This is a genomic window from Cecembia rubra, assembly GCF_003014575.1.
GTDB classification, from domain to species: Bacteria; Bacteroidota; Bacteroidia; order Cytophagales; family Cyclobacteriaceae; genus Cecembia_A; species Cecembia_A rubra.
The window spans coordinates 86362-107600 of record NZ_PYGF01000007.1 but is presented as its reverse complement, the minus strand read 5'-3'; the positions used below and the strand labels follow the sequence as shown (position 1 = coordinate 107600).

At 39.3% G+C, this 21239-nt stretch carries 21 protein-coding genes; all 21 read left to right on the top strand.

From position 1 onward, the window contains the following. Positions 1-4 precede the first annotated feature (4 nt). On the top strand, positions 5-538 hold the full coding sequence (locus tag CLV48_RS13175) for a hypothetical protein (RefSeq protein ID WP_106567759.1): 534 nt from the start codon (positions 5-7) through the stop codon (positions 536-538). 202 nt (positions 539-740) lie between these two features. Next, positions 741-2183: an alpha/beta hydrolase gene (locus tag CLV48_RS13170; protein WP_106567758.1), complete on the top strand. Its 1443-nt coding sequence runs from the start codon at positions 741-743 to the stop codon at positions 2181-2183. A 353-nt stretch (positions 2184-2536) separates the two neighbouring features. Further along, positions 2537-3115 (top strand): dihydrofolate reductase family protein, encoded by a 579-nt coding sequence (locus CLV48_RS13165; RefSeq protein ID WP_106567898.1) that lies wholly within the window; start codon positions 2537-2539, stop codon positions 3113-3115. 271 nt (positions 3116-3386) lie between these two features. Continuing rightward, a complete protein-coding gene (locus tag CLV48_RS13160) occupies positions 3387-4328 on the top strand; it encodes an alpha/beta fold hydrolase (RefSeq protein ID WP_106567757.1) in 942 nt (313 codons plus the stop codon). A gap of 329 nt (positions 4329-4657) precedes the next feature. Beyond that, positions 4658-5191 (top strand): RNA polymerase sigma factor, encoded by a 534-nt coding sequence (locus CLV48_RS13150; RefSeq protein WP_106567755.1) that lies wholly within the window; start codon positions 4658-4660, stop codon positions 5189-5191. Then, entirely contained in the window at positions 5191-6021 is an 831-nt protein-coding gene (locus tag CLV48_RS13145; protein WP_211299946.1) for an anti-sigma factor, read from the top strand. Before CLV48_RS13150 ends, CLV48_RS13145 begins: the two co-directional genes overlap by 1 nt. A gap of 117 nt (positions 6022-6138) precedes the next feature. Further along, on the top strand, positions 6139-6627 hold the full coding sequence (locus tag CLV48_RS13140; protein ID WP_106567754.1) for a QcrA and Rieske domain-containing protein: 489 nt from the start codon (positions 6139-6141) through the stop codon (positions 6625-6627). Then, positions 6605-7183, top strand: a complete 579-nt coding sequence (locus CLV48_RS13135; RefSeq protein ID WP_106567753.1) for a YceI family protein — start codon at positions 6605-6607, stop codon at positions 7181-7183. Before CLV48_RS13140 ends, CLV48_RS13135 begins: the two co-directional genes overlap by 23 nt. Then, on the top strand, positions 7170-8039 hold the full coding sequence (locus tag CLV48_RS13130) for a DUF5777 family beta-barrel protein (RefSeq protein ID WP_106567752.1): 870 nt from the start codon (positions 7170-7172) through the stop codon (positions 8037-8039). Before CLV48_RS13135 ends, CLV48_RS13130 begins: the two co-directional genes overlap by 14 nt. A 562-nt stretch (positions 8040-8601) precedes the next feature. After that, on the top strand, positions 8602-9126 hold the full coding sequence (locus CLV48_RS13125) for a hypothetical protein (RefSeq protein WP_146140097.1): 525 nt from the start codon (positions 8602-8604) through the stop codon (positions 9124-9126). A gap of 380 nt (positions 9127-9506) precedes the next feature. Beyond that, complete coding sequence (locus CLV48_RS13120) at positions 9507-10433, top strand: alpha/beta fold hydrolase (RefSeq protein ID WP_106567750.1); 927 nt, start codon at positions 9507-9509, stop codon at positions 10431-10433. A 400-nt stretch (positions 10434-10833) separates the two neighbouring features. Then, complete coding sequence (locus tag CLV48_RS13115; RefSeq protein ID WP_106567749.1) at positions 10834-11421, top strand: Crp/Fnr family transcriptional regulator; 588 nt, start codon at positions 10834-10836, stop codon at positions 11419-11421. 81 nt (positions 11422-11502) lie between these two features. Next, positions 11503-12381: a pirin family protein gene (locus CLV48_RS13110; protein ID WP_106567748.1), complete on the top strand. Its 879-nt coding sequence runs from the start codon at positions 11503-11505 to the stop codon at positions 12379-12381. Between the two features lie 40 nt (positions 12382-12421). Further along, positions 12422-13294 (top strand): pirin family protein, encoded by an 873-nt coding sequence (locus CLV48_RS13105; protein ID WP_106567747.1) that lies wholly within the window; start codon positions 12422-12424, stop codon positions 13292-13294. Position 13295: 1 nt separating this feature from the next. Beyond that, complete coding sequence (locus tag CLV48_RS13100) at positions 13296-13574, top strand: GNAT family N-acetyltransferase (protein WP_106567746.1); 279 nt, start codon at positions 13296-13298, stop codon at positions 13572-13574. A 416-nt stretch (positions 13575-13990) separates the two neighbouring features. Further along, a complete protein-coding gene (locus CLV48_RS13095; protein ID WP_146140096.1) occupies positions 13991-15073 on the top strand; it encodes a hypothetical protein in 1083 nt (360 codons plus the stop codon). Beyond that, positions 15070-15834, top strand: a complete 765-nt coding sequence (locus tag CLV48_RS13090; protein ID WP_106567744.1) for a sensor histidine kinase — start codon at positions 15070-15072, stop codon at positions 15832-15834. Before CLV48_RS13095 ends, CLV48_RS13090 begins: the two co-directional genes overlap by 4 nt. Continuing rightward, positions 15800-16525: a LytR/AlgR family response regulator transcription factor gene (locus CLV48_RS13085; protein ID WP_106567743.1), complete on the top strand. Its 726-nt coding sequence runs from the start codon at positions 15800-15802 to the stop codon at positions 16523-16525. Before CLV48_RS13090 ends, CLV48_RS13085 begins: the two co-directional genes overlap by 35 nt. Positions 16526-16731: 206 nt before the next feature. Next, entirely contained in the window at positions 16732-19011 is a 2280-nt protein-coding gene (locus CLV48_RS13080; RefSeq protein ID WP_245889556.1) for a cation:proton antiporter domain-containing protein, read from the top strand. A gap of 84 nt (positions 19012-19095) precedes the next feature. Next, on the top strand, positions 19096-19926 hold the full coding sequence (locus tag CLV48_RS13075) for a helix-turn-helix transcriptional regulator (protein ID WP_106567741.1): 831 nt from the start codon (positions 19096-19098) through the stop codon (positions 19924-19926). Positions 19927-20023: 97 nt separating this feature from the next. Beyond that, entirely contained in the window at positions 20024-20806 is a 783-nt protein-coding gene (locus tag CLV48_RS13070) for a glucose 1-dehydrogenase (protein WP_245889555.1), read from the top strand. Positions 20807-21239: the final 433 nt, after the last annotated feature.

Sequence of the window (21239 nt, the reverse complement as noted above, 5' to 3'; positions counted from 1 at the left end):
AATTATGAATCAGATAGGAATTTTAGATCAGCCCAACAACGGAATAATAAAAAGACCAACTGCAATTACTGTCATATGTATTCTTGGGTTCATTGGAGTGGGGTTGTCGATTCCGATGATTTTCTCAGAAATTGCTAACCAAATTGGTACTTGGTTTCCTCCATACGCAGGTTTTACAACAACCGTGAGCTTAATTTGTATGGTAGGGTTATGGCGAACAAAAAAGTGGGGACTATATATATACTCCGCTCTTGTTCTATTTAATCAAGTTGTTTTGATCACAAAAGATGAGTGGAACGTTCTAATCTTAATTGTTCAGGGGATTGTTATTTTAATCGTCTTATATCATTTTCAACCTAGTACTAGACCAACATACAGTCAAATTGCCTTATACCTCAAAAGAAAAACATGGGCAATTATTGTAGCCTATATGATTGGGATTCACAATTTCTATAAAGAGGAGCAAAAAGATCCCGAAGATATCGTTTACACTATTGACAACATCGAAGAACAGGAAAACGGTGAGCCTGAAGATTAAGGTAGCCTAACAGAAACAATAGAAAGCAACGAATGCAAACACTGCATATAGCTTATGGCGGGTGAGTTTGTAATTCAGGCTTTCCTGTATTCTTTAAACTTCATCTTAGGCAGACAGGTAACTGCCCTTAAAACCGCCACAAGCCATATGCTTGCCCGTTGTAGCCAAGCGCGGTAAATATTCAATTCCGAAATAAAAGGCGATGAAGATTATCGAACTAATATCTTTTCTATTAACCACAATACTGTGTTATAGTTGTTCAAGTGACAACAATGAAAGACTAAAAGGATGCAATTCCAGTGATCTAGACTCAACAATTTTATGTGGGACATTTTCGGTTTTCGAAAACAGACAGACTAATTCTGGAAGAAAAATTGATTTGAATATTATTGTGATTCCAGCGATTCACAAAGGTCATTCAAAATCACCAATCTTTTACTTTGAAGGTGGACCTGGGGTGGCAGCAACAAGCAGTGCGTCATTCTATGCTGATAGCATTAATTACTATCGACTGGAGCATGATATAGTTTTAATTGATGTAAGGGGGACTGGTGATTCAAATCCATTGCATTGCCGACAGTTACAATTTAATGAGAGTCTTGAGGAACAGTTTACAGAAATGTACCCCATAGAAGATGTAAAGGATTGCTATGATTCCTTATCGAGATTGGCTGATTTAACTCAGTACACGACAACAAATATGGCAATTGACATTGAAGAAATAAGGAAGTGGCTAGGATACAACAAGATAAGTTTATTTGGTTTGTCATTCGGTGGACGGTTGGCTCAAGTGTACATGAAATTGTTCCCAAATTCAGTGGAAAGTGCTGTCCTGTGGTCTCCTACAACAACATATTCAAGAATGCCACTTTATTTTGCTCAGGATGCAGACGCAAGTCTCAATAATCTATTTGAAGATTGTAAACACGATTCCTTATGCAACCTGACTTTCCCTAACCTTAAGGCGGAATTCAAGGACTTGATGGAAAGAGGAAAAGGAAAGTTCTTTGAGTATAAATTCACAAGTCAAAATGATGAAGTCAAAAATATTACCATTCCCTGGTATTCTTTTCATACAAAGATTCGTTCACTGATGTACACACCACTTGGACTGAGACAAGTTCCATTTATTATTCATCAATCATATTTAGGAAATTGGCAGCCCTTCATATCTCTCTTTCCAAGTGAAAGTTCATACGATGACTTTATCGCTGAAGGGCTTTACCTGTGTATAACCTGTACAGAAGACGTGCCTTACATTACAAAAGAAGAAGCAGACTCCTTATCAGTTGGGACATTTATGGGTGACTACCGAATCCAACAACAAAAGAACGCCTGTAGCAATTGGACAAAGGGAATTATTCCAGATAAATTCTTTGAGCCCCTCACATCTGATATTCCAACCATGGTAGTGTCCGGGTATTTCGACCCAGTCACACCACCTTCAATGGCAAAGCAAATTGTGCAAACATTAACAAATGGTTATCTTATTACAATTCCAACCATGTCGCACACATTTGATGGATTAAGCAATCCCGAGTGTTTTGACAAAATGGTTGTCGACTTTTTTAACAAGCCCTACACGAGACCAAATAGTGAATGCATCCAGCAAATGTTACCAGATAAATTTAAGACAAAGGAGTAGGTGGTGATGCGCACTGGCTACTGCAAAATGTTTGTGCAATGGCGGGGTTAGCTGTCTCAATACTTTTCGGTTTCTTAACTTAAACTGTGTCGTGGGACAGGGCGCAACTGGATCGGTCTTAGCATTCCGCTTCGATCCATTGCTAAGACCTCCTATGCCCGCCACTGCACAAACTCAAACGTTATGCGGCATTCCCCCTACTTTAAAAAAAGTTGATTTTGTATGCTAAGGGATTGGCGGAATTACAAGAAGAAATTGCGAAAATGAAATTTTTATAATTAACTTATTTTCAATTATATACAGATACATTAGTCAGAAGCTTAAAGACGACAAAAACAATGGCTAAAAATCGAATGAGAAAACTTATAATGTGGAATGTAATGACCCTTGATGGTTATTTTGAAGGTAATCAAAATTGGGACTTATCATTTCATAATCTTATTTGGGGAAAAGAACTTGAAAAATTAAGCATTGATCAACTTCAATCAGCTGACTATCTCGTTTTTGGACGAGTGACATATGAAGGAATGGCTGCTTATTGGACAAAAGCAGAAGCCGAAACTGAGGAACATGAAGTTGCTAAACTAATGAACAGTATACCAAAAATAGTTTTTTCTAAGACCTTAAAATCGGCTGATTGGAACAACACCACAATTATTCGTGAAAACGCTTCAGATGAAATCCTCAAACTAAAAGAGCAAGGCGGAAAAGACATTTATGTTTTCGGAAGCGCAAACCTATCAGAGACATTTATAAATGACAACATATTTGACGAATATCGCATAGGTATTGCTCCAGTTATTTTAGGTAATGGACGACCACTTTTCAGACAAGGTATTGCTTCTAACAATTTAACACTGGTTTCCACACAGCCACTTACGACAGGTGGAGTTGTCTTGAAATATTTAAACAATAATAACCAACAAGGTTGACAAGGTACATCATGACACGAACATTGAACAAGAGAAAGGAAAACCGACCGCATAAGACGGGTTTTGTGTCAGGCGGTGTGATCCCGAGATGCTGGGGCATGCTGTTCAAACCTGGAACTTTGTGCTTCTATTCAAGTTCAGTGCTGGTTGCCAGTTTTCCCGCTAAGGCGGGACAGGTTGTGCTCCGAAACCCGCCCGAATGCAAAGCCTGAAAACGCCGATAGCTCCAAGCATCATTGAAGAAAGTTAGTCCCAATTAAAACTCAGCATTATGAAAAAATACCTCCTTAAAACGACTTTTATTTTAGGACTTATACTCTCCACCATCATCTGTTCATTTGGACAATCAAGGTTACAAGATAAAAGCAAATATATTGATGTGGATGGAGCAAGGCTTTTTGTTCGATTGGTTGGTTCCGGCGAGCCGCTAATAATTATCCATGGTGGACCTGGTATGAGCCATGATTATTTGGCGCCTCAATTAATTGACCTTTTGGCTAAGGATTATCAATTAATATTCTATGACCAACGAGCCAGCGGACGTTCTTCAGGAGTGGAGGATACAACCCGACTAACAATTTCTCAATTTGTCAATGACCTTGATATACTACGTCAGCAACTCGAAATCAATCGATTAAACTTATTAGGTCATTCTTTCGGAGGCCTTCTGGCAATGTACTATGCTGTATCTTACCCGGATAATGTCAATAAACTACTACTAATAGACACCGCTCCAGCCAGCTGGGAACTCAACTTTCCCTACTTCAGGAAAACAATTTCCGAAAGACAAACTGAACTTGACCGTCAGGAACTTTCAAATCTCAATTCAAAAATTGATTTTGAAACCAATCCTGAAATTATGGACCGTTATTTAAAAATCTACTTTAAACCATTTTTTAAAAATTCTTCACTTAGTCAACATCTTTCCCTTGGTATTGATAAAAATTGGAGCTCAAACTTTAATGTAACAAATGATATGGTTTGGAATAGCTTAGGACGTTACGACATCCATGAACAGTTAAAGAATATCAATTCTCCTACACTTATCATGCATGGTGACTTCAGTGTACTTTCAATTGATGGGGCGAAAGAAATTGAAAGAATGATACGAAACTCTACACTTGTTATTCTGAAAGATGTGGGTCATTTCCCCTACATTGAAGACCCAAAGAGATTTAACAAAACCGTTAGAGACTTCTTAAAGAAGCAGTAGTTTGAAAATACCAGCTGCTTACACCGGGTTTGTTCAGTGGCAGGCGACACAGTTGCCAGTATTGTCAGCAAGTTGGTTTATATTCCGTGTAAGTGGAAAAATCCTGAGGATTAAACCGCCACAAAACAAACCCAAAATGTTATATTCCCAGGTATTAATCATCCTCGGGGCTAATTTTTTACCTGAGGGAGAATGAAACAAATAGTCCAAATTCTCCCCTTGAGAAATAAACAAAATTCTTTTCCTGTAATGATTTTATTTCAGTTGTTACTTTGATGCCAAGGTGTTACTTTTGACTTTAAGCCATTCTATCCATCAATTCGAAATATTTGAGAGAGGACCAGATCGTTTCAGGGCTAAGGGCCAATGACAAGGCAACGGTAGAATATGTTTATGAAAAATATTCCCGTGCGCTTTTAGGGGTAATCCTTAGAATAATTCCAGACAGAGATATTGCAGAGGAGGTATTTCATGATGCTTTTGTCAAAATTATCCGCAAGATTGATGGCTATCAAGTGGAAAAGGGCAGGATTTATACTTGGATGTCCAATATCTGCAGAAATGCAGCCATAGATAAAACCCGTTCAAAAGAATTTTCCAATTCCAAAAAGACCAATCCAATCGAAGATTACGTAAATGCCTATGAAGATCAGGCAGGAACAGCCGATTATGTGGAAGGAATTGGTGTAAAGGAACTGTTGAATAACCTCAATGAGGACCAACGCTTTGTTATCAAGTACATCTATTTCAAGGGATATACCCATTCTGAGATCTCTGAGGAATTTGGAATACCCCTTGGTACGGTCAAATCCCGTCTTCGTGCTTCACTAGCCGTGTTGAAAAATAAATTAGAGAAGATTTAGTGGATATTCAAGCATACATATCGTCCGGAAAATTAGAGCTGTTCTTGTTAGGAGAGCTCAATGAGAGGGAGCAACAGGAAGTCATGGAAATGGCCGCCCGTTATCCTGCCATCCAGAAGGAGCTGGAGGAACTGGAACAATCCATGTTCGCCTTTGATCATCGGTCAGGAATAAACCCCTCAGAAGGGGTAAAGAACCGGATCATGGAGACGCTCTATGCTGGAGAGCAGCCAACAGACGCCGCACTACCCGCAGCAGAAAAGGAAAGGAATGCCACTACAGACGGCGGCATCCACCGGAATATCAGCTTTCCTTGGAAAATTTGGGCGGTAGCAGCATCTTTGGCAGCATTGATAGCTTCGGCAGCCGCCCTATATTTTGCGACAAGGTATTATCAGTCACAGGAGGATTACTTGGCCTTAATGATGGAGCGATCGGTTTTGGCTGAAGAACTGGATATCAAACAGACCCGATTTGAGCAAGTGGAGGAAGTGCTTGCAGGAGATTTCGAAAGGGTTTCTTTATCGGGAACGGCGTTTGAAATCCAGGAAGATGCCAAGCTGAATGTTTTTTGGAACCCCGATAAAGCTTTGGTATACGTGACTGTGCAAAATCTTGCACTACTGGGAGCTGACCAAGACTATCAACTCTGGGCGATTGGAGAGGATGGACCTATAGGAATAGGACTAATTAACCCACAGGACAAAAATATTTTGCAGAAGATGGACGCAGTCGTAGCAGCTGGAGCCTTCGCCATCACCATCGAACCCAAAGGTGGCAGCCTTTCCCCTACTCTTGAAAAACTCGTGGCTTTGGGTGAAGTGGCCTAAGCATTTGTATCCAATTATCATTTCAATTTTCACTTAAGCTACCTATGGTAGCTTTTTTTTTTGTGCTCAAAATCCAAACTGAAGGTGGACTGCGTATGTACTTCAAATTCTACATTTATGAAAGACCATGAAAAAATGAAGGGAGGAATGCTTCCAAAAGGAAGAAGGGTATTTCTTCAGAAAATGGGAGCCTTGGCAGTGATGTCTAGTTTTGGCATGTCGTTTTTTGCGTCTTGTAGCAGCGAGGAAGACATGGGACCGGATCAGGACCAAAATTTAGGAAATGGTATCAATGTAACAGAAGAGAAGGTAACCATTGATTTGGAGAAGCAAAACCAATTGAAAAGTGCGGGGGGGTGGATCCTGCTGCTTGAGGCAAGGATGTTGGTGGTCAATGTCGATGGCAACAGCTTCAGTGCTCTAACTTCTGTATGTACACATAGCGGATGTGACAGAAATTGGGCCCTGAACCAAAACCAATTCATATGCTCCTGCCATGGATCTAGGTTTGACCTGCAAGGCAATGTACTCAACGGCCCGGCAACCCGACCTTTGTCCACTTTTGCCACAAAAATTGAAGGTAATGTACTTGTTGTCACCAGGTAAACTTACAGTTTGGTTGCTGGTTTTGGGCCTTGTTTGCATCCATCCCCCCCAAGCCATTGCACAGCGGTTCTTAACAAAAAATGGGACCGTGGAATTCCACTCCAAGGCGTCTTTGAATGAATTTGTAGGTACTTCCAATCACCTACACGGATTGGTCGATTTGGATGATAATTCCCTTGATTTCTATGTGGACCTCAACACACTTACAACTGGAATCAAGCTACGGGATAGACACATGCGGGAAAATTATCTGGAAACAAAGAAGTACCCTTTTGCTGAATTTACAGGTAGCCTTAGCCAAACAGATCTGCGTAAACTGAAGAATGGGCAAGCCGTGCAGGCCATGGGGGATTTTAAAATCCATGGCCACAAAAGGGCCATCAAGGTACCGGGTAAGCTACAATTATCCGAAGACGGAAAGGAATTGAAGCTGGAGGCCGAGTTTGTCCTCAAGCTTAGCGATTATGGAATTGAAGTTCCGGGAGTGCTTTTTTATGAGCTTTCCGAGGCACAAAATGTGAAAATTAAAGCAATCCTAAAAAATGAATACAATTAGACATATTTTGATGCTTTTGCTGGTATGGTTTGGTTGCGTGAAGACACTTTATGCGCAACTGGAACGGAAACTTTTAGAAGAGGAGATGGAGGAGGAACTTATTTTCCACGCTCCCCGCCACATCAATTTGGCTACTGTGGAGGCGCTGGAGAAGAACACCCTGCATTTTGCCATCATGCACACCTTTGGTACAGTGGATAATGGTCCCAGGAATTTATGGGGACTGGACAACGGAGCGAATATTCTCTTGAACTTTGAGTATGGCTTGACAGATAGGTTTTCCCTGGGCCTTTCCAGGCAAAGTATGGACAAGTTCTATAACCTGTACTTTCGCCATCATGTCCTGAGGCAAACACAAAACAACCGCATGCCCTTTTCCCTCTCCCTAATGGCTGGAATGGGCCTCAATACTTCCGATTATGATTTCCTTCCAGATCCAGGTGTCCAATTGCAAGAAAGGTTTTCCTATGTTGCGCAGGTAATGGTTGCCAGGAAATTTTCCGAAAAACTTAGCCTACAGTTGAGCCCTATGTGGGTTTATTTTAACAGCCCGCTGCCTGTTTACCAGATAGAAGGGACCCAGAAAAGCTATTTGGCTTTGGGACTGAGCAGTAAATATAAAATGACCGGCAAGACCTCTCTTACTGGGCAATGGATCCCTAATCTTAACAACGGCCTGACCAACAATGTTGGGCTAGGGATAGATGTGGAAGCAGGAGGCCATGTCTTCCAAATGTATTTTGTCACAAGCCCGGCCTTGAGCGATCAGTACCTGCTTGCGGGTGGCAATGGTCGCGTAGGGGAAAAATTCCGCTTGGGCTTCAATGTAAACAGGCTTTTTCATATGGGAAGGTAGATATCCATTGTATCAATGAAGATCAGGTTCGGCCAATTTAGCCAACCTATTGTCCTAGAGGACAAGATGATCTCTTGGCTATTTGAATATTTTTTTGTTTTGTATGTTTGGTGAGTTAACCGCCCCCATAAAGTTGGACAATTATGGGGGCATTTTTATGTGTAAAACAATTCCATGATTTTTAATTTGGTTTACATGTGGTTTGAAAATTTTCAATGGCGGATATTCCATATACCGCATTTGGTGGGAATTTTTGATACATCAGCCTTCGGTTAAAAGGAGGGCTAATTTTTACCAGAAATTTGGAATTGATGGTTTCACATCTGGAATTACTTAAGAGAAACCTCACTCAATTATTGTCCATTCTATGATATAGGCGGCTTTAAGAAACCACCATGCACCGATAATCTAAATCCTGTCCAATATAAAAACAACACCATTATCCCCTGATTATCAGAAAATTATGGGTTTTCCCAAAAAAATATAAAAAACTTTCCAATCCAGAAGATCCAACGAGCCAGATGAGGTCGTATATCCCTCCAACGAATTAAAAAAAAACATTATGAAAAATTTAAAACTTTCTCTGTATGCTTTATTGTGCATGACGGTACTTCTGATCTCCTGCAAAGATTCGGATGATCAGCAACCCATGCTAAGAATGAAAACCTTTGAGTATAGTTTCAACGAAGGTCAATTGGTAGGGCCAGCCACGGCCTATGTTGGAGAGCATCCCAGAAATTTGACTGCAAGGATGCTTGTAGAGGAGCAACCTAATGGGATGTCAAAAATTACGATAACCCTTAACAACACCTTGTCCGGTAGAATGTATATGATTCATGCTCATGATGCGGCAAATCCTGCGAACACGCCCAATGGTACTCCTTATAATGAAGCACCTAACGCCAACGTTTTGTCGGCTATGGTCATGGCACAAGGGAGTTCCGCAGTGGTTGAGCATCAAGCTACCCTTTCATTCGATCAGATAGTGAATAACTACGAGGGTTTCCTTGTAGTTCATGATCCAACCCAGGACATCAGCACGACTGATTTGACGACCTATCTGATTTTGGGCTTGTTTGCGAGGTAAATTTGTTGCTGATTTTATTTTTTTACCAGGGATGCTTCTTAGGGGCATCCCTAATTTTTTGTAAGGAATTGCTACCCGGCACCTGCTTGGGAAGCGAGACTCTAATGGTTTCTGAAGGGCTAAAAAACTGGAGGATTTTATAAATTTTGTGCCAAGGGAAGGCTTTTTGTATTTTTTAATTAGGAGCTATACATAGCCTACAAAGCAATTCAATTTTAAATGTGCCTAACATCATGGTGGATGTATCGAGCAGTTCATTGTAAGCAAAATGTTTACTATCTTTAAGTTAGGAGGTAGTAGGTTACGGATAGTTCTGATTACCCGGGTATCTCCAAGCTGAATCCGGTTATGGTCCATTTTAAATTACGACAGAGAAAGAAATGAAAATATACAGCAGATCAGAATTTAAAGACAAAACAGCTGACCATAACTATTTAATCAATTGGACGTCACAATTGGAATTAAATAACGGCAGACAATATGAACAATATGAAATTGAAACCTCGCTCGGAAAGACTCACATCTGGGGACTTAACACAAAAGACGAGCAGTTAGATACCCTTGTTATTTTTCCAGGAGCAAGAACTACCGTATTATTTTGGGACTTTGACAAAGGACTTGACAACTTAAATCATAAAATGAAAATTTTTATGGTAGAAACTAATGGGCTTCCAAATTTAAGTGATGGTTGTACACCTGACATTAAATCCTTGGACTATGGAATATGGGCGACTGAGGTTTTTGATAAGCTAAAAATCGATAAGGCCTATGTTGCAGGGGCATCATTTGGCGGACTTGTTTGTATGAAATTAGGAATAGTAAGTCCTGAAAGGATTAAGGCAGCATTTTTATTAAATCCCGGTTGCTTACAACCTTTCTCTCTGAGCTTAAAAAATCTATATTTTAATCTTTTGCCAATTATCAGACCCACGCAAAAAAATGTTTTGAAATTTCTTGACAAAGCAGTCTTTTCAAAACCAAACCATAAGCTATCTGGCATTTCAGAAAAAATGCTTGTGGACTATGAGGTTTTCGCAATTCGCCGATATAAAGACAAGGCACAAAAACCGTATTATATGGGCAAACAACTTGAAGAAGTAAATGTAGAAACTTATTTGCTTGTTGGCGACAAAGACCTTTTATTCCCTTATCAAAAATCAGTTGATAATGCAAAAAGACAAATAAAGACATTGAATGAAGTAAAAATTTACAAGAACGTAGGGCACGGAATAGAAACTTACGATAAAGCATTAAATTACATTGGAGAAAAGATAAAAAATACCACTAACAATAAGACCACTAAGTAAAAGCCCTGATTAATGTGAAAATTTATCAGGGTTTTTTTAGATGTTGGTTTGTTATTTATTGGAATCTACTGAAACTGGTCATGCTATGAATGCTTTTCATTTTTCAAGTGACTGTTAAAAGATGAAGGACTTTGATCTTTGAGCGGAAGAAGAAAGCCAATGCTTTGATTAAGTACAGGAATTCAACCCTTGATTGTGAATTTTTCCAGTTTTTTTTGACTGGGAAATCCACCTCCCGGGACAATCATATAGACATGTGGGCAGCGTGTAAAATTTTGTCCCAATCATTTCATTGAAACAGTCTTAAATTATCCTGGGGGAATGTGAACCCATGCTTTTATTCTCCCAATTTGGCTCTTGCCATTTGAATTTGCCAAATTACTAAAAAAACAGAACAGCTATGGAAGATCAATTTTATAATTATCTGAAAAACAAGGCTTTGGTTAAAGTGGAGCATCTCGAAATTTTAATGAAACTGATTTCCAGAATGCATCTTAAAAAAAATGAAGTTTTATTGGCAGCAGGAGAGAGTTGTAAGCATATGTTTTTTGTAGAAAGCGGTTTATTGAGGTTATATTCTATTGACAGTTCAGGCAAGGAGCACATTCTCCAATTTGCATCTGAAAACTGGTTTTTGAGCGAAAGGGAAAGTTTGTATTTTGGCAACCCTTCAGAATTTTTTATTGATGCACTGGAAGATACAACTGTCGTGGTTTTTGACCAGAAATTTATTGAGCAGGCTTCCGAAATCAGTTCGGAATTCAGAATGTATAATGATTATTTATTACAGAACCATATCCGGCAATTGCAAAAAAGGATTAATGCTTTAATTGGGTCCAGTGCTGAAACAAGGTATATGGATTTTATAGCACTATTCCCTGATCTGAGCCACAGGATTCCTCAATGGATGATTGCCTCCTATTTGGGCATTACCCCCGAGAGCCTAAGTAGGGTAAGGAAAGGCTTAGCCGGCCATAATTCGAGGTAGCAGTAATTTCTTACCATACATCAATGTTCAGGGCTTCTGGATCTCTTAATTTTGTTTCATAGATTTTAAATACATGAAATTATGGCAACAAGAAATATTGAAATAATAGTCCCTCCAAGAGAACCCCATTATGTAGGTGACGGTTTCAGGGTACACAACTTTATTCCGAGTGCATACCGCCTGGACATGAAGAGGATGGATCCTTTTATCATGTTGGACTACAATTCAAAATTTTACTTTCCACCATCTGACAAACCCAAAGGGGTTAGTGTGCATCCCCACAGGGGCTTTGAGACGGTTACTGTGGCCTACAAAGGCAAAGTGGCCCATCATGATAGTAGTGGCGGAGGGGGCATTATCGGAGAAGGGGATGTGCAGTGGATGACAGCTGCTTCAGGGGTATTACATAAAGAATACCATGAAGAAAATTTTAGCAAAGAGGGTGGAGAATTTCAAATGGTCCAGTTATGGGTGAATCTACCTGCCAAGGATAAAATGTCCAAACCGAAGTACCAGGGAATATCCAATGGACAAATTAGCAAGTTTAAATTGCCGGAAAACTCCGGTCTAATTGAAATAATTGCCGGAGAATATCAGGGACTTAAAGGAAGTGCAAGCACCTTTTCTCCTGTTAATATGATGAATGCCAAATTAGAAGAGAATGGAAAAGCCGGGTTTTCTTTTCCGGACCATTACAATACCGGTTTGTTGGTAATTGAAGGAAGTATCTTGGTCAATAACCAGCAAAAAGTTCCGACCAACCATTTCGTCCTTTTTGAAAACAACGCCTCGGATTTCTTCATCGAGGCCAAGGAAAAATCTGTGGTCCTGGTTCTAAGTGGAGAACCCCTCAACGAACCTATTGCAGCCTATGGTCCGTTTGTAATGAATACGCAGCAGGAGATCGCTCAGGCCATTGATGATTTTAACGCTGGCAAATTCGGATTTCTGGAAGAGTAAATAACAGGCAAACAGCATTCAAACCAAATATGGAGATACTATGTCAAATGTGGAATTAATCATCGAAGAGAGGGCAGCAAATATTGGCAACTTTATGGTTGGGCGATTGCTCCCTTTCAGACAAAAGAGAGCAGTAGGTCCTTTTGTATTTATAGACCATATGGGACCGGTTAAATTAAATGACCGGGAGAATATGGATGTATTGCCGCATCCACATATAGGGCTCTCTACTTTGACCTATTTGTTTGAAGGATCCATTATGCACCGTGACAGTATAGGGAGTGAAATAGAAATCAAACCTGGGGCAATCAATTGGATGACAGCTGGAAAAGGAGTGGTTCATTCTGAAAGAACACCTGACTACCTTAGAAATTCAGAAAAAATCTTACATGGTTTACAAATCTGGGTTGCCTTGCCAAAGGAACTTGAAGAAACTGAACCTGCATTCACCCATATTGCTGAAGATGAAATTCCCCGTTGGGAGGAAAACGGCATACATTTCAAACTTATCGCAGGGGAAGCATTTGGAAAAAAATCTCCGGTGCCGGTTCATAGCCCCCTTTATTTCATCGAAATCAAGAATACCCACCCCCAAGATATTGAAATAGGGGATATGCTGTACGGAGAAAGCGCCTTATACATCTTGGAAGGCTCAATATTCAGTGATGGAAACAACTATGGACCCAAGCAAATCTTAATAGCTAAGGACACCAAACTATGTGCCTTCGAAATGGCCGAAAACTCCACAGTTTACATTTTTGGAGGTCAGCCATTTCCTGAACAAAGGTTTATTGATTGGAATTTTGTCTCTTCGGATAAGGAACGTTTGAAACAAGCAAAAGTAGACTGGCTGAACCAACGTTTCCCAAAGGTTCCTGGAGAAGTGGATTTTGTACCTTACCCTAAAGCATGACATGAAAATTGAACAATTCAACAGAGAAAGTAAAGGCTTTTTTAAAGCCATTGAGGAGGACAGGGAGGCAGGCAGAATGACCTATTCTTGGGCCGGAGAAAACAGATTTATTATTGACCACACAGAGGTTAATCCGGAATTTAAGGGCAAAAATGTAGGCAAACAATTGGTGATGGCTGCAGTGAACTTTGCCAGGGAAAACAACTTAAAAATTATCCCGCTCTGTCCTTATGCCAAAAGTGTTTTTGACAAGACGGCTGAAATAAGGGACCTATTGTAATCACCCACATGCTCACCCATCAACCCCCCCCTGCTTAAACAACCCATTTAAGTGATTATTTCCTTTTGATATAGAAAAATCCCATTGACTTGTTACAAGGTAGATGGGATTTTCACTTTTCCACAGCCTGCTGCAGTATAGCCAATGATGTGCATAAAAAAGAAGGTTTTTTTGGGATCATCTGATAATTGAAATCAAATTGGAATTTTGAATCGGGTCAGTCCCACCAATGGGGTACTTTGAAATTAGCTTCCGGCCAGAATACTTTTTAAGCTATTATCCTTAACTTTAAATGATTCTGGATTCCGAGAGATTGAAACAGATGGGATTATTCACAGTCTGCCCATAGCGGGCAATGGTTATTGGGCTAAAAATATCAGGACATGAATGCGGCTAACAAACCTTTAATAAAGAAAATGTTGAATAAACCACTGGAGTTTAATTCAACAGATTTTGATGAATTGATAGAATCATACAAATCATCAAACAACAAGTATCATGTACAAGAAGCCTTCAGGGATTTTCGTGAATGTGTCCGGCTCATTTATGACTTAAATGAAGACAGACTTTTAGATACCTCTAATGCTAATTCGGGCATGTTAGGCAAACTGAACAGAAGAAGCACCCAAATCCGGCAAAAGAAATATTTTAAGCGGGTAGAAAACCAAATACCAGATAAAAAATACATCAGAATTTATGCAGAAGGTGATTCCTGGTTTCTTTTCCCAACTTTTGTCAAAGACATCATTGATTGGCTCAAGAAAAATGACAATTATTTAATATTCTCAGATGCTTTTGGAGGAGACTGGATTACAAATATTATTTATGAAGGACAATATGTTGAAGGACTGACGATTCATGCCCCTGATGTTTTCTTGATAAGTGGAGGCGGCAATGATTTGGTAGGAAATGAAAGGATGGCGGTAATGGTTAGCAATAAAGACAATCAACAGGAAAAGTATACTGTGGAAACACTGCCTAAAGAAATCGACGTTGAAAAAAGTAATCTTATTTTGTCTGCTCAGAAATACATCAACAAGGAATTTTATGCGTTTATCTGGACCATGAAGGCACAGTACACGATGTTGTTTAAAGGCTTATACGAGAATACAACCAAGTTCAAAGATATGATAAGCATCACACATGGCTATGCGTATCCTTATCCCAAAAAGGGGAACAATTTCTCTTGGAGGTATCCCCTTCAGCCTATTGTCAATGCTTTACTTGGTTCTGGTAAATGGTTGTTCAGGCCATTAATGATCAAAGGAATTCTGGACCCCCAGCTTCAGCGGGCTATTGTTATGACTTTTATTTACGAATACAATGAGATGCTCATAGCTGTAGCCAATAAATTTGATAAGGTTTATCATATTGATTGTAGGGATATCCCGAAATCTCAACTGGACTGGTATGATGAACTTCATTTGAAAAGCCACAAAAACAAAGAAGTTGCTCTCAGTTTCAAACAGCTGATTGAAGACAAAATAATAAATGGATGACTGACCTGACAGAAATATCTTTTGAATTGATCCTCTCAATATTTGTGGTTATATTCCTGTTTGCAGCGGTTTACCTGCTTATTCGGCTAAGGATTTCCGAAAAAAAGAGAATTGAGTCAGAGGCCAGGTTCCAGCTATTGGAAAGCAAAATAAACAAACTGGAATTGCAGACCCTTGAATCCAAGCTTAATCCACATCTTTTTAAAAATATTTTAAACTCTATACAGTCCCATGCTTACCAGACCTATTATGCCCTCGACAAATTGGCAAACGTCCTCGATTACATCTTGTATGAGAGCCGGAATAAATTTGTAACTCCCAAGGAAGAAATAGATTTTGCATTGAACCTGATTGAAATAAATAAAATAAAGGTCAGCCCACTGTTTGAATTGAAAGTGAAAACTAAAATCCATGAATCAGAACCTTTGCTCGAACAGAGGCTTTTGGCTCCCCTTATTTCTATTGATCTCATCGAAAATGCATTCAAACATGCTGATTTGCAAAGTTCTGATGCTTTCATTGCAGTTACTTTTGAGTTCAGAGAAAGTGTTTTTTCTTTGACAGTTGCCAATAAAATATCAGCTAAAAGTCCTATGAAAAAAGAGAAAGGGGGAATTGGTGCAGAAACCTTGGAACAACGTCTGAAAATTATTTATTCAGAGAATTTCAAATTGGACCGTTTTACTGAAGGTGACGTATATATAGCACATCTAAAAATTAATCTACTTGAACACAAAGCTAAAATGCTTGCTGCTCGATGACGAGTTGCCCGGACTTACTTATCTGAAAATGCTATGCGAGCAAATTCCGGACCTTGAAGTGATCAAGGCATTCAATGACCCAAAAATTTTCCTAAAGGAAGTACCCAAAATGGACTTTGACATTTGCATTTTGGACATTGAAATGCCTGAAATGAACGGCTTGCAGATTGCCAATCTTTTAGATGGTAAACCTGTCATTTTTGCGACAGCCTATAAAGACTATGCGGCAGAGGCATTTGACTTGAATGCCATAGACTATATAAGAAAGCCTATTCATATAGAACGTTTAAAACAGGCTATTGACAAAGCAAAAAAGCAACTGGCAATACCTTTGGATCAAAAGTCCAAGACCTATATTCAGTTAAACACCGACAAGGGTAAAGCACTGCTTTATTTCGATAAAATAGCTTATATCAAAACCTCTGAAATCGACAGCCGAGACAAGATCGCAAGGCTTTTTGATGGGAATGAAATTTTGATAAAAAACATCACATTTGAAAAACTCACAGAAATATTGCCTAAAAACAGCTTTTGTAGGATAAATAAGAGAGAAATCCTTTCCATCAAAGCAGTTCAGTTTTTTTCATTTGACGAAATTACCAGCAATCTGACGAATGAACAGGGCAGAGAAATGAGATTTACTTTGGGTGAAAATTTTAGAAATGAGTTTCTTCTAAAGGTCAAAATCTAATTCATTACAAGTTTTTTCCGGCTTGTTACATTTTTCACAATCTTTTTTTCATATCAATGAATCAGTTCAAAATAGTTCTGAACTTTACTTCCGACAATCTAGGAAAATGGAGCCCAATACGGCTATGGTCCATGTAGCATGGGAAAAGAAATTTGGGAATTGCATTGACCTTAGGAGACCAGTTTTAGACAAATCCAAATGAATGTATGATGCAAAGATTGAGAAATAGTATTTTTTATGTGGGTGTTATTGGCGGATTCACTGCACTGATGTATTGGATTGTATTGTTGGGGGCAAAATTGGAGCAAGGTAGAAGGATAGTTCTTCCAGAGACCGGAAAAACCCAGTGGCAAGAATTTATTGATTCACTCATTTACAATTTAGAACATCCCCTATCTATTCTTTTGGCCCAAATTGTGACCATTATTGTTGTTGCCCGTTTTTTTGGCTGGATTTGCAAAAAGATAGGTCAGCCCACAGTTATCGGGGAAATAATAGCTGGAATTGTTTTGGGGCCCTCATTGATCGGAATGCATTTTCCTGAATTTTCGTCAACGCTTTTTCCTACAGAATCCTTGGGGAATTTACAATTTCTGAGCCAGATAGGCTTGATCCTATTTATGTTCGTCATTGGGATGGAGCTGGACCTTAAAGTTCTGAAAAATAAAGCACACGATGCTGTGGTTATCAGTCATGCGAGTATAATTATTCCCTTTGCGCTGGGAATGGGATTTGCGTATTTTATTTATCAGTCCTTTGCACCCATTGGGGTTCAATTTATCTCATTTGCCTTGTTTTTGGGAATTGCCATGAGCATCACTGCATTTCCGGTTCTGGCAAGAATTGTCCAGGAAAGGGGATTACATAAAACCAGACTGGGCACGGTGGTAATTACCTGTGCTGCAGCTGACGACATTACTGCTTGGTGTTTATTGGCGGCGGTTATAGCCATTGTAAAAGCAGGGTCGTTTTTGAGTGCTTTGTACATTATCGCACTGGCAGCATTGTATGTTTATTTGATGATAAAAGTGGTCCGTCCTTTCTTGTCCAGGATCGGTAATCTATATCAGACTAAAGAAAGTCTAAGCAAACCCATAGTCGCCATTTTCTTTCTTACTCTTATCATCTCCGCATATGCTACTGAAGTGATCGGGATTCATGCACTTTTTGGAGCATTTATGGCAGGGGCTATTATGCCCGATAATATCAAATTCAGGACCATCTTCATTGAAAAAGTTGAGGATGTTGCATTGGTCCTGCTCTTACCTTTGTTCTTTGTTTTTACAGGTTTACGGACAGAAATAGGATTACTGAATGATCCCTACTTGTGGAAAGTCACCGGATTGATCATCCTGATAGCTATAGTCGGAAAATTTATAGGCAGTGCCATAGCGGCAAAGTTTGTCGGCCAAAATTGGAAAGACAGCTTAACTATTGGGGCATTGATGAATACAAGGGGTTTGATGGAATTGGTTGTTCTGAATATTGGTTATGACCTGGGGGTTTTGTCCCCTGAAATTTTTGCAATGATGGTAATAATGGCCTTGGTAACTACCTTTATGACAGGGCCTGCTCTGGATTTGATTAACTGGGCATTCAAAACTAAAACACCTGAAATTCCTCAGGAAATTAGTGAAATAAACAAGTTCAAAGTTTTGATTTCCTTTGGCAATCCCGAGCGGGGCAGGTCACTATTGAGATTGGCTAACAGTTTTATCAAAAAACTTAATGGAAACGCCGCAGTTACCGCAATGCACCTTACTCCAACAAATGAACTGCATCATTATAATGTGGGAGAGTATGAAAAAGAAAGCTTTACTCCGGTTATAGAAGAATCAGAAAATCTAAATCAGAAAATTACTACCTTATTTAAGGCCTCCAATGACATTGATTCTGATATCACAGAAGTGGCAAATAAAGGTGATTATGACTTACTGCTTATTGGCTTGGGCCAATCAATTTTTGAAGGAAGTTTGTTGGGGAAAATTTTAGGCTTTACAACCCGATTTATCAATCCTGAAAAATTATTGAATCAGGTAACCGGAAAAGAAAGTTTATTTGAAAACTCCCCCTTTGATGAAAGAACCCGAAATATAATCAGTAAAAGTAAAGTCCCAATAGGCGTGTTAATTGACAAAGATTTTTCTAGTGCAGATAGGGTTTTTATTCCTGTTTTTACCGAAAATGATGCTTTTCTAGTTCTTTTTGCCCAAAAACTCATTAGTAATTCAGGCTCTCAAATTACAATCTTGGACCAGGAAGGAAAGATTAAAAACAATCCAGAATTAAAAGAAAGAATCCGTGCCATTGAGCATAAGGCACCCAATCACATCAATTTGATCCAACAAAAAGTTATAGATAAAGACTTTCTGCTAAATCAAAACCTGATGATGGTAAGCATAGATACCTGGAAGAAGCTGGTTGACTCAAAAACCCTTTGGCTTTCTGATATTCCATCTACATTAATTCTAAAGGAAAGTGTTTAATGGAAATATAACCAGAATATTTGCAGTATTTTTTACCGGAATTCACCAGTGGGTGAGTAAAGGTTTTTTCTCTACCTTGGGGATATGAATCAGCTCTTCCAAATTTTTAAAGTTGGCAGTGGAGATGCCGCTAAAATAAGTGCTTCTCCTGATGAGCCTCATCAACATGACTATGAGGAATTGGTCATAGGGATAGAAGGCCAATTGGAACATTTCATAGATTTTAAAAATACTGTCCTTGATGCCCCTCTTGTCAGTTTTGTGACCAAGGGAAAGGTCCATCGGGCTATTCCAAAGTTAATAAATGGAAAATGTGATATGTGGGTGCTACGCTTCAAAAGTGAGTTTATTCCCGAAATTACCTTTCAGCTTTATGCCAATTATCACAACCATGCGATGCTCAAACTGGCAGATAACTATTGCTTCAAGCGCTTGACCACTATCTGTGAGATCATCGAGGGGGAAATGCTGCAAGAAAACCCAGACTTAAGTGTGGTAAGGCATTTGCTTGCAGCGCTGTTCATTATGATTGAATCAGAAAGAAACAAAACTTACCCTCATGAGAACAGCTTGAATCATTCCAAGAACTCTACCTTGCAGAGCTTTTTACAAATTTTGGAAGAAAATTATCATAGACCGGTTGGAGTGGAATTTTATGCTGAAAAACTGTTTATGTCTGCCAGAAACCTCAATCTGATCTGTAAAAACATCCTTCAGCAAACAGTCAGTGAAATTATTGAAACCAGAAAACTCATTGAAGCCAAAAACCAGCTGACCTATTCTGAAAAAAACATTTCCGAAATCGGCTTTGACCTTGGATATAATGAGAAGGCTTACTTCACGAATGTATTTAAAAAACGTACGGGCCAAACTCCTTCAGAGTTCAGGGAGGAGATGAAAAAACTCCTTTCCTGATTTTACAACACTTCTTCCAAAAACTGTTACCCGTTCCCTGATCAATTAAAAGAACTTTGTATTGTCAATTTATTTCTCAGAATAAATAATTAAGGCAATGAAAAACAAAGTTATAATTATCACAGGTGCCGGAATGGGACTTGGATATTCCGCAGCCAAAGAATTGGCATCAAAAGGTGCAAATCTGGTTTTGGTAGACTACAATGAAAAAAGTTTGATCGATACCAAAAATGAGATCGAAAAAGACTTTCCGGAAGTAAAAATCATCACAGTACTAGCAGATGTTTCCAGCGAAGAAGCAGTAAAAAACTATGTGGATGAAGCTGTCAAAACTTTTGGCAGAATTGATGGATTATACAATAATGCCGGAATAGAAGGCAAGCAGGCGAGCATCACCGAATACGATATCAACATATTTAAAAAGGTAATTGATATCAACCTGATGGGAGTCTATTATGGGATGCGCTATGTGATTCCTGTCATGCAAAAGCAAAAATTTGGACGTATTGTAAATGTGGCTTCAGTAGGCGGAATACGAGGTGTACTCAACCAAACGGCATATGTAGCAAGCAAGCATGCTGTTTCGGGAATGACCAAAAACGCAGCATTGGAATTTGGTCGGGACGGAATTCTTACCAACGCAATTGCCCCAGGTGCAATCTTGACACCTATGGTAGCCGAAGCCTTCAAACAGGTAAATCCAACTGATCCAAAAGCTGCAGAAACTGAATATGCGCAACGTAACCCAACCAAACGGTTGGGACAGCCGGAAGAAGTGGCCAAGTTGGTCGCCTTCCTTCTCAGCGAGGACAATGGTTATATCAGCGGTCAGACCATTGCCATAGATGGGGGTGAATCTAATATTTATGGTAATTCCTGACAGGAATTAAAGAACTTACCACTTCGGGTGCCACCCATCAGGGTGGCACTTAAAATTCTTTGAAAGAATGGGGAAGGAATGGTTGTTGTTGAGCAGCTACTACCACAAAATTTAAAAAGGGTTAAAAATGCAAGGTCAATTTAATCCACCATTGAAACCGGAATGTGTATATGGGACCAAGCTGGATGCTTTTTTTGAAAATGTAGCATTGAAACTAGGCTCAGAAGTAAGCAAAAAGGAATATCAAAAAAAAGGGAGTCTTTATTTCCTAAATTACACACTACAACAGTCTAAGTATTTACGGACCGTGCAATTACGTCACGGGTTTGAAAGTGAACTAATGTTAGGTTAATTGCCTACCAATGGTAAACCGAAAAGTGCAGCTTTAAAAACGGTTCCTTCTGGCGATAGACAACAAAATAGCCTTTAATGA